Genomic DNA, 10,593 nt, shown 5'->3' with positions numbered 1-10,593 from the left:
GTTTGGATCTATAATAACAAGAGACCTCATTTGAGTTTGAATTATAAAACACCTAATTTTATACATCAAAAATCCAGTGAGGCTAGCCTCACTGGATCATATAATTAATTTATAAATGTGTCAACCTATTTTAGGACGACTCATATAACACAACAAAGCCTTTTTGTTCTCTTCCCTAAATTTTATTATTTTTAATAAAAGAGACTATTAATCCGAATCCACTTATATGACCCAACCACAACATCAAAGCACTTCTGATTTGTTAAAAGAATTGGATGTATTGCGCAAACAAGTAGCTTCCTTAAATCAGGAAATGCACTTTTTTGGCAAGTATCACAACATCCTTTCTAATGAAAAAATAGTGGCCTTTGAATGGGATTTTAATGAAAACATTATCGATTGGTCGGAAGGTGCGGACCACGTATTTGTAACAAGCGGCATAAGTTTTGGAAAAACCAAAGAAAGCCTGCTGCAGTGCATTCACCAGGAAGACATTCCTCATTTTGTCGATAAGTTATCTGAATGCATTAGCGCACAATCAGTTAATTGTGAATGTATTTTCAGATTAAGCGAAAAAATAGCTGATGAAATATGGCTCAAAGCTTCATGCCAGATTCAATACAACAATACGAATGAACCAATAAAATTAATCGGTATTCTAAAGGATATTACTTCTACCAAACAAACCGAAGAAGAACAGTATCTAAACAATCTTAGATATCGAACATTATTCAACTATTCTCCTGTACCATTGTGGGAAGAAGAATTCTCTGAACTGTACCAGTATCTTAACGATTTAAAAAGCCAGGGAGTAAGCAACTTCGAAAGATATTTTAATGAAAACCCCGATGCGCTGGCAATCTGTTCTCAGAAAGTAAAAGTGACCGATGTAAATTTGGCAACTTTAAAACTACACGATGCAGGCTCAAAGGAAGAACTTTTAGGGAATCTTGATAAAATATTTACGCCAAAGTCTTATGATGTGTTCAAACATGAAGTAATTGCTTTGGCTAATGGCAGAAAGGAGTTTGAAACCGAAGGAGAAATCAAAACTTTAAATGGAGTTGAAAAACAAATTTACCTTAAGTTAACTGTCGATTATAATTCTAAGGATAGAGCCAAAGCTATGTTGGCTACCATTGATATCACCGAACGTAAAAAGGCTGCTGCTGCCCTGGCTGAAAGTGAAGAGAAATTTAGAAGTTCTTTTGAAGCTTCTGATGTAGGAATGGCAATTGTTGGAGTTGGTAAAACATTTCTTTCGGCCAATAAGGCTTTTTGCAAAATGATAGAATACAGCAGTAGTGAGCTGCATAGCAAATCATTCCTGGATATTACTTATCCTGAAGATATTTCGCGCAGTAAAGAGAAATACACCCAGTGCTTACAGAGTAAGAAAGCATTTACAATTGAAAAAAGATATCTGACCAAATCGGGTAAACTAAAATGGGGTTTAACATCGGTGAGTCCTATTTTTAATGCAAAAGGTGAGTTTATTAATAGTATCGTACATATTCAAGATATCACCGACAGGAAGCAATCAGAAGAAGAACTACTCAAGAGCAATAAAGAATACGAAGTTTTAGCAGAGGAATATAAATCTCAGAACGAAGAATTAATAGAAGCGATTGAAATTGCAGAGAGAAGCGACCGTTTAAAGTCAGAATTTCTGCAAAATCTCTCTCATGAAATTCGAACACCAATGAATGCCATATTGGGATTTACAGAATTTCTAGAGTTGGAAAATATCACACCAATCAAACGAACTCAGTACATCAATATCATCAAAAACAGTGGTTTTCAATTGCTTCGCATTATTGATGACATTTTAGAAATTTCGGCACTGGAAACCAAGCATGTACAGTTAATCGAAAGTAACTTTAATTTAAATAATCTGCTTACCGAACTTTTTACAATATTCCAACCCCAGGCTAAAAAACAAAACCTATCCTTATACCTTCACAAAGATTTAAACGATGAGAACTGCATCATCAGATCCGATGAAACGAAATTAAAGAAGGTGTTGATGAACCTTTTGGAAAACTCGCTTAAGTACACCAATGTAGGATCTATTGAAATGGGTTATCATGTAAAAGAGAATAGGTTGGAATTGTATGTTAAAGACACAGGAATTGGCATAGACACTGCGAGACATTCTCATATTTTTGAAAGATTTTCACAGGCCGAAGGTGAAATTAGCAAGAAACAAGGAGGATTGGGATTAGGACTATCAATCGTTAAGGAGAATGTAAAATTGCTGAAGGGCGAAATTCAATTGATTTCGGAAATTAACCAGGGAAGCAAGTTCATTATCACCTTAAACAATTGCCTGATTAACAATTACAAAGAACAAGAAAACGATGATAATCAAAAAGACTGTGCAATTTTAGTTGCCGAAGATGAAGAGATCAATTACTTCTATTTTAAATCTTTAATGGAAGAGATCGCTCCTCAGTGCAGGTTAGAGCATGCCAAGAATGGAATTGAGGCAGTTGAAATGTGTAAAAACAAGGATTTCGAAATTGTTTTTATGGACATTAAAATGCCCGAAATGAATGGTTATGAAGCAACAATGCAAATCAAAAAAATGAAACCCGGGCAAAATATCATTGCCCAAACTGCTTATTCAACCGACGACGATAAGGTGAAGGCACGCGTTGCCGGTTGCAACGATTTTCTTTCTAAACCCATTAGTATGAAAACCGTACAGCAGCTTCTACAAAAGTATTTGGTATCGTAAAATCTGGCTCAAAAGAAAGCGATTCGATTGAGCCAGGATGTATTTATCTGTAAGTAAATCCTTTTAAACTTGCTAAACCTCCAAGCGAAGTTTCTTTATAAGATAATGACAGATCTAAACCTGTTTTCATCATGGTTTCGGTTACCTGATCAAAACTAATTCGATGTCTACCATCCGATAGCAGTGCATAAGTATTGTGATTAAGGGCACGGGCGGCTGCAAAAACATTACGCTCAATACAAGGAATTTGAACCAAACCTAAAACAGGGTCACAGGTCAGTCCCAAATGATGTTCGAGCCCCATTTCTGCCGAATATTCGATCTGATAAATGGTTCCACCATGCAATTGAGTAGCTGCACCTGAAGCCATTGCACAAGCTACACCAACTTCACCCTGGCAGCCTACTTCGGCGCCTGAAATCGAAGCATTGAACTTTACAATGTTTCCAATTAAACCGGCAGTTGCCAATGCTTTTAGGATATCTTTCTTTTTAAATTTGTAAAACTTCTTATGGTAGTAAAGAATTGCAGGCAATACACCACAAGCTCCACAAGTTGGAGCAGTAACAATGGTTCCTCCTCCTGCATTTTCTTCCGATACGGCCAATGCATAAGAGTACAGCATCGATCGTTTTCTCATCGGTCCGCTGTAAGTCTTTGCTTTTAAATGGTAGAGATGCGATTTACGAGGCAATTTCAGACCTCCAGGCAATTCCCCTTCATTGTTCATTCCTTTTTTGATAGCCGACTTCATGGCTGTCCATACTTCATCAAGGAAATTCCAAATTTCTTCTCCTTCTTTTAAAAGTACGTATTCCCACAACTGCTTGTCATTCTTATTACACCATTCCAGAATCGTATCCATGGTGGTTAAATCATAAATCGATTCTGATGAGTGCTCTGTGTGATCATCAATAATAGCGCCTCCTCCAATACTATATGCAGTCCAATCTTCCACCAATTCTCCACTAGTATCGAAAGCCTTTAATTGAAGTGCATTTGGATGTTTCTCCAAAAACTCTTTTGGCTTCCATATTAAATCGAGTTTTTTATTTTTAAAAACCTCTTCTATTGCTACTCCAGTAAGGTGACCTTTTCCGGTAGCAGCAAGACTACCAAAAAGAGTTACCTCAAAATTCTCATGTTTTGAATTTCTTTCCAGGAATTCCTCCGCTGCCTTTCTTGGTCCCATTGTATGGCTGCTGGATGGCCCACAACCAATTCTATACAATTCTCTAATCGATTCCATTTCTGTTGTTGTTTAGTGTGCTGGCAAATTTAATAAATGCGAGGAAAGGAACTATCATTTTTAGCGCATAAAAAAAGAGAAGCTCAATAATGAACTTCTCTTTCAGTCGGGGTGGCAGGATTCGAACCTGCGACCTCCTGCTCCCAAAGCAGGCGCGATAACCGGGCTACGCTACACCCCGAAAATTCGGTACTCTATTCGATAAAAAAAGAGAAGCTTGTAAACTCCTCCAAMTTTTTCAGTCGGGGTGGCAGGATTCGAACCTGCGACCTCCTGCTCCCAAAGCAGGCGCGATAACCGGGCTACGCTACACCCCGAATAATTCGGTACTCTATTCGATAAAAAAAGAGAAGCTTTTAAACTCCTCTGAAATTTTCGGTCGGGGTGGCAGGATTCGAACCTGCGACCTCCTGCTCCCAAAGCAGGCGCGATAACCGGGCTACGCTACACCCCGAAAATTTGCGGAGAGAGGGGGATTCGAACCCCCGGTACCGATTGCTCAGTACGCCAGTTTAGCAAACTGGTGGTTTCAGCCACTCACCCACCTCTCCTGATTGCGGTAGCAAAAGTATGTAAAAATTTCAGATGTGCAAAATATTTTTTTCGCAATACGTAAAGATTTTTCAAGCTCTCATTATAGTAAATTATAAATCAATGAGATTAGATTTTATTTTTTTTGAAATAAATTTGAAAAAAAAGCCGAAAAGGAAGTAAATCCTCTTCGGCTAATCTCGAAATTCCTACAATTTCTTATTTCTTCTTCCCTTTATCTTTAGGGTTTGCAATATTTTCTCTCATGCTTGTATCAGCCTCGATATTTTTTATGCGGTAATAATCCATAATACCCAACTGACCATTTCTGAATGCTTCGGCCATTGCTCTTGGAACCTCGGCCTCGGCTTCGATTACTTTCGCACGCATTTCTTGTGCCAATGCTTTATTTTCCTGTTCCGACGCTACAGCCATAGCTCTGCGCTCTTCGGCTTTCGCCTGTGCAATTTTAAGGTCGGCATCAGCCTGGTCGGTTTGAAGAACCGCACCAATGTTCTTTCCGATATCAATATCTGCGATATCAATCGACAAGATTTCGAAAGCAGTACCAGCATCCAATCCTTTCTCCAAAACAACTCTGGAGATATTATCAGGATTTTCAAGTACCGACTTATGCGTTTCAGAAGAACCAATAGATGATACAATACCCTCACCAACACGAGCAAGAACCGTTTCTTCTCCGGCTCCACCAACCAATTGGCGAATGTTGGCACGTACAGTAACCCTTGCTTTTGCAATCAACTGAATCCCGTCTTTTGCTACAGCTGTTACAGGTGGTGTGTTAATTACCTTTGGAATTACACTCATTTGAACCGCTTCGTACACATCACGACCAGCCAAATCAATAGCTGTTGCCATTTGGAATGGAAGATCGATATTTGCTTTTGAAGCAGATACCAATGCATGTGTAACCTGTGAAACATGTCCACCTGCCAAATAGTGAGCTTCCAGTTCATTTCGGTTCAGTGTTAGACCGGCTTTAGTACCCTCAATTAATGCACGTACAATTACATTTGGTGGCACTTTTCTCCAACGCATAAAAATCAATTGAATCAATGAGATTCTAACTCCAGAAAGCAGAGCAGAAAACCAAAGTGCTACAGGAATAAAGAAGAATAGGATATAAATCCCAACTCCTACAGCAGCAAATATTAGAATGATCGTTCCAATTCCTTCCATTTGTATAATATTATATAGGTTTTACAATTACAACTTTATCCATAATACCGATGACTTCCACTTTGCTCTTCTCATCGATATAAGCACCTGTAGATTTTGCTTCAACCACAGTTTTATTCACTTTGATCTTTCCCATTGGAGCCAAACGCGAAATACAAATTCCTTGATCACCAGGCTTCACTTTTTCCTCTTCCAGTTTATCAACTTTAGAATCAACTTCGGCTTTCAGCATAATCTTGTTCCAGGTATTCGATTTTAAGGCCAGGGCAAGCGATATTCCACAAAAAATTATGGTTGCCAAAACCGTGATATGTCCAATGGTATTTCCATAATGATCATAGGCCAGGTATATTCCACCTCCTATCATCAATACACCACCAATAGCGGCCAAAGTAACTCCTGGAATTACCAGAAACTCCAGCAACAATAGAAGAACTCCCAAAAGAATCAGTAATACAATAATTAAAGCTGTCATTTAAATTGATATCTAAAATTATACAATAGTTACCTTTAAGCCCTTCTTCGCTAAACCATCTCTCATCGGCCTGATAACACTCATTTTTCCTTTTTTCACATCACATTTTCCCCTGTAATGCGTAATATAGGCACATTGCTCCGCTTGTTCCGGATCATGCTTACAAATATCCACCAATGCTTCTACTACAAAATCAAATGTATGAAAATCATCATTGTGCAAAAGCAATGTGTTACGATTAATGATATCATCCAAAACCTCGTTCTCCTCACTCGAATATCTCTCATCGTAATTACTCATAACTTCAATATTTTATTGACGAAGTATTTCCAGGGCTTGCTGAATGGTCACCTTATCTTTTCCAGAATAAGCTACCGTAAAGGCATCGCTCAAACCAGCTTCCCTTAGTTCCATTTTCAATTTACTCACTTTACTGTAAGAATCAAAGTTCCCAACGGTACAAATGGTATATCCACGATAATCTTTTGTGTATTCAATTGGGTATCTCGAAAATGCTCTCAGTTTATCTTTAACATCTTGCGGCACATCTTCAGAGTAGGCACCAACTTGCACTTTAAAAGCCACTTCTCCAGAAACAGCATTCTCCACCTTCGGAGTAACAGTCGGTGTCGATTTCGCCACAATTGTTGGCTGATAGTTCTGGTCTGTAATTTTTATGGCAAGCCCTAAATTCGTTTTCTTTCCATCCTTATAAGCAACCACAAATGCATTCGGGAACAATTGTCTGATTTCAGGAATAGCCGATTTTGCTGCTGCAAATGTAGGATAGTTACCTACCATATATTTATACAATTTCCCATTTCCGGTTAATTCTTCTTTTACAGGATTTAAACCCTCGAAAAATTTGGCATCTCTTCTGCTCGAGAAAACTCCAACTTGAAGATGATAAATATAACCTTCAACTACATCGGCAGATGCACCTGGCATTTCTTCTGATGTCATGATCAGTTGCTCTTTCTTCTCTGTTTGAGCCACAACATCTGTTTCAATTGTACCAACAATATGTTTGTTCAGATAATCTGACTCAATCTTTCTTGCCTGGATCAACTTGTCATCGGCATGAGCTCCCAGGTCGAAAGATTTTTGCTCCAATAAGGCAATCTTTTCACTTAAGTTTACCTTTGCGGCTCCACTTGCATCAGTTAGCTTGTTCCTTAAATCCTCGGTAACATTGTGAAGGCTATCAGAATTGAATTTGTCATTTTTCGATTCCATGAAGATATTCCTTGCCTCGTTCGACTTGAACTCGGTAAGGTAGTGATATGTAATCTCATCGCTTACAGCAAAGTTAAAGTAAGGCAAATTTGAATTTGTAAACCTGGTAATATACTTGATATCTGTTGCAGCAACATTAATACTCGAACTTTCTGTCATGGTATTGGCTCCTTTTTTAAGAACGGCCAATTCAGGCAAGGCCTCCATGTTCATCACCACTTTTTGCTCCGGGTATTCCGACAACTTAATTTTATATATCGTCACATCATTTTTACCGTTCTCACGGCTCGATGTAAAACATGCAAACTCATCATTCACATCTGTTGCAAAAAACAAGTCGTTCGATGTTGAGTTGATAGGAAATCCAAGATTTACCGGTTCTGTCCAGGTATCAGTAATTTCGTTATAAACCGATTTGAAAATATCGAATCCTCCCATACTGCTATGTCCTTGCGAACAGAAATATAGTGTTCTTCCGTCGCCAGCCATGTACGGATAAACCTCGTCGAACTGGGTATTCAAATCGCTTAATGCTTCCCATTCTCCCCAACCACCATTTTTCAGGCGTTTGGCGCGATATAAATCTCTACCATTTTTCTTGTTCTTTCCAAAACTTGAAAAATACACATATTGCCCTTTGTTGGCCAAACAGGCTACATCTTTATCTCCGGCACCATCATATCTCGATTTAATGCCTTTTGTTTTTTTCGATAACCTGTCATCAAATCCATCCAACTTGTAGTATCTGAAAAACTCGTGCTTGTCCACCACTTTTTTATCTCTTACATCAATTACGTAGTACGAGTTCACTAATGGCAATCCATTTTGGCACATTACAATCAGTTGATCAATACCTGTTGATTTTTTCTTGTAGTACTCTCTGAATTTTCTGTAGTAACGAATGGCAGAATTAAACTGGTAATTCATATGAAAAGCCCTACCCAGATAGTAAGGAACCGATGCGTTCACATTTTTGGTCGATGCAATTTTTAGGTGTTTAATTGCCTCGGATACATTATCATTAAGCTCCACCTGGCAAACTCCCAGGTAGTAATTGTACTCGGGGTCCTGAGGGTAAACATTAATCAATTCCTGGTATAAAGGCATTGCACTTTTGTAATTTTCGGCATCGAAAAAAGTGAAAGCCTCCTCTTCAATTTGTTGTTCGGTTTTTCCTCCGCTAAAGCTTTGGGCAAATGATATTTGGGCAATAAACAGAGCGATTAAAAGCAATGTGCTACGTAATCTCATGGTCTTGTTCATAGATTTAAATTCTTGCTAAAAGATAATCTGAAATTTGATTCATTTTATTCACAAACATGTCAATCTGCATTCCTTACAAACTCCCCTAAAACAAGGCTTGTGATAATAAAATCTTAATATAGTAAATATTTATAACAAAGATAATATATAATGTGTAAGTACGAAATTACGAGGTCAAGATTGAATTAACAAAATATAAATCGGAAATCAGAAAAAAAGATCGATGATTTAAACAGAATGGGACACAATTTTTTTTAACTTCATGGGTTGATAACTTTAGTCGAATTAATTCGTTCCGATGATCGGATTAAGGTATATTTGTAAATCAAATTTCTGAAGAATGACACACTTAAAAGAAGGAGATAAAGCACCCGATTTCAAGGGATTAAATCAAGATGAAAAAGAATTAAAACTAGCTGATTTCAAAGGAAAAAAGTTGATTCTTTACTTCTATCCAAAAGATAACACTCCAGGTTGTACTGCCGAATCGTGTAACTTGAACGAAAATTACGATGCTTTAACCAAACTTGGTTTCGAAGTTGTTGGAGTAAGCCCCGACAAAATTGCCTCGCATCAAAAATTTATTGCCAAGCACAATTTGGCCTTCAATTTAATTGCCGATACTGAAAAAGAAATTTTGGAAGCCTACGGCGCCTGGGGAATGAAGAAACTTTACGGAAGAGAATACATGGGAGTAATCAGAACCACTTTCGTGATATCGGAAGATGGCCTAATTGAAAAGATTTTCAAAAAGGTAAAAACAAAAGATCATACCAACCAGATTTTAAGCGAGATGGGATTGAACTAAACTTTAGCAATAGCTGAAAGGATTTAGTTGGGGTGATCACTAAAAAGGAAAATATTATAAAACACATATTATGGGCAAAGACATTGCAGAAATTAACAAGGAAAAGCTGAAAGCACTTCAGCTAACGATGGAGAAAATTGATAAAACCTACGGAAAAGGTACCATCATGAAAATGGGCGACGAAGCTGTTGAAGATATACCTGCAATTTCATCGGGTTCCTTGTCATTAAACATGGCATTGGGAGTTGGCGGATATCCTAAAGGTAGAATTATTGAAATATACGGACCAGAATCATCGGGTAAAACCACTTTGGCTATTCACGCAATTGCAGAATCTCAAAAAGCTGGTGGTATTTGTGCTATTATTGATGCCGAGCACGCTTTCGATCGCTTTTATGCAGAAAAATTAGGTGTAGATACTGAAAACCTATTGATTTCGCAGCCGGATAATGGTGAGCAGGCTCTAGAAATTGCTGACCAATTGATTCGTTCTTCGGCAATTGATTTGGTTGTAATTGACTCGGTAGCTGCTCTAACTCCAAAAGCAGAAATCGAAGGAGAAATGGGTGATTCAAAAATGGGTCTTCAAGCTCGTTTGATGTCGCAGGCATTGCGTAAACTAACTGCCAATATCAACAAAACCAATACCACTTGTATCTTTATTAACCAGTTGCGCGAAAAGATTGGTGTTATGTTCGGCAATCCTGAAACAACCACTGGTGGTAACGCATTGAAGTTTTATGCTTCGGTTCGTTTGGATATCCGTAGAATTGGACAAATTAAAGATGGTGACGAAGTTAACGGTAACCACACTCGTGTGAAGATTGTGAAAAACAAGGTTGCACCTCCATTCCGTAAGGCTGAATTTGATATCATGTACGGCGAAGGGATTTCAAAAACTGGTGAAATTATCGACCTTGGTGTTGAGTACAACATCATTAAAAAGTCTGGTTCGTGGTTCTCTTACGGCGATACAAAATTGGGACAAGGTCGCGAGGCTGTTAAAAATCTGATTAACGACAATCCTGAATTGGCTGAAGAATTGGAAAACAAGATTATTGATGCCATCAACAATCCGGTAGAATAGATAC

At 38.1% G+C, this 10,593-nt stretch carries 8 protein-coding genes and 4 tRNA genes; 3 read left to right on the top strand and 9 right to left on the bottom strand.

Translation table 11 applies throughout. The annotated features are described in order from the left end of the window. Window positions 1-226 precede the first annotated feature (226 nt). Window positions 227-2,740 (top strand): hybrid sensor histidine kinase/response regulator, encoded by a 2,514-nt coding sequence (locus tag ELS83_RS14725; RefSeq protein ID WP_171596317.1) that lies wholly within the window; start codon window positions 227-229, stop codon window positions 2,738-2,740. A gap of 43 nt (window positions 2,741-2,783) precedes the next feature. Here ELS83_RS14725 and ELS83_RS14720 read toward each other — a convergent pair whose 3' ends face one another. The 9 genes from ELS83_RS14720 to ELS83_RS14680 form a co-directional block, all read right to left on the bottom strand. Continuing rightward, window positions 2,784-3,989, bottom strand: coding sequence for an L-serine ammonia-lyase (locus ELS83_RS14720; protein WP_171596316.1), 1,206 nt, complete (start codon window positions 3,987-3,989; stop codon window positions 2,784-2,786). Window positions 3,990-4,095: 106 nt separating this feature from the next. Then, window positions 4,096-4,170: transfer RNA gene (locus tag ELS83_RS14715), tRNA-Pro, on the bottom strand. Between the two features lie 61 nt (window positions 4,171-4,231). Beyond that, window positions 4,232-4,306: transfer RNA gene (locus ELS83_RS14710), tRNA-Pro, on the bottom strand. 62 nt (window positions 4,307-4,368) lie between these two features. Next, window positions 4,369-4,443: transfer RNA gene (locus ELS83_RS14705), tRNA-Pro, on the bottom strand. A gap of 8 nt (window positions 4,444-4,451) precedes the next feature. Continuing rightward, window positions 4,452-4,540 (bottom strand) — tRNA-Ser (locus ELS83_RS14700). Window positions 4,541-4,739: 199 nt separating this feature from the next. Continuing rightward, window positions 4,740-5,720, bottom strand: a complete 981-nt coding sequence (gene floA / locus ELS83_RS14695; protein ID WP_171596315.1) for a flotillin-like protein FloA — start codon at window positions 5,718-5,720, stop codon at window positions 4,740-4,742. Between the two features lie 10 nt (window positions 5,721-5,730). Continuing rightward, a complete protein-coding gene (locus ELS83_RS14690; RefSeq protein ID WP_171596314.1) occupies window positions 5,731-6,195 on the bottom strand; it encodes an NfeD family protein in 465 nt (154 codons plus the stop codon). Between the two features lie 18 nt (window positions 6,196-6,213). Further along, a complete protein-coding gene (locus tag ELS83_RS14685; protein WP_171596313.1) occupies window positions 6,214-6,495 on the bottom strand; it encodes an ATP-dependent Clp protease adaptor ClpS in 282 nt (93 codons plus the stop codon). 12 nt (window positions 6,496-6,507) lie between these two features. Then, the gene (locus ELS83_RS14680; RefSeq protein WP_171596312.1) at window positions 6,508-8,694 is read right to left on the bottom strand and encodes an SPOR domain-containing protein; all 2,187 of its coding nucleotides are present in this window, start codon (window positions 8,692-8,694) and stop codon (window positions 6,508-6,510) included. 340 nt (window positions 8,695-9,034) lie between these two features. Here ELS83_RS14680 and bcp point away from each other — a divergent pair, with 340 nt between their 5' ends. Further along, window positions 9,035-9,502 (top strand): thioredoxin-dependent thiol peroxidase, encoded by a 468-nt coding sequence (gene bcp, locus ELS83_RS14675; protein ID WP_171596311.1) that lies wholly within the window; start codon window positions 9,035-9,037, stop codon window positions 9,500-9,502. A 70-nt stretch (window positions 9,503-9,572) separates the two neighbouring features. Beyond that, window positions 9,573-10,589, top strand: coding sequence for a recombinase RecA (gene recA / locus ELS83_RS14670; protein WP_171596310.1), 1,017 nt, complete (start codon window positions 9,573-9,575; stop codon window positions 10,587-10,589). Window positions 10,590-10,593 lie beyond the last annotated feature (4 nt).

It is taken from the genome of Marinifilum caeruleilacunae (assembly GCF_013141825.1).
GTDB lineage: Bacteria > Bacteroidota > Bacteroidia > Bacteroidales > Marinifilaceae > Marinifilum > Marinifilum caeruleilacunae.
Note: the sequence above shows the minus strand (reverse complement) of the source record. Positions and strands in the feature narration are given on the sequence as shown.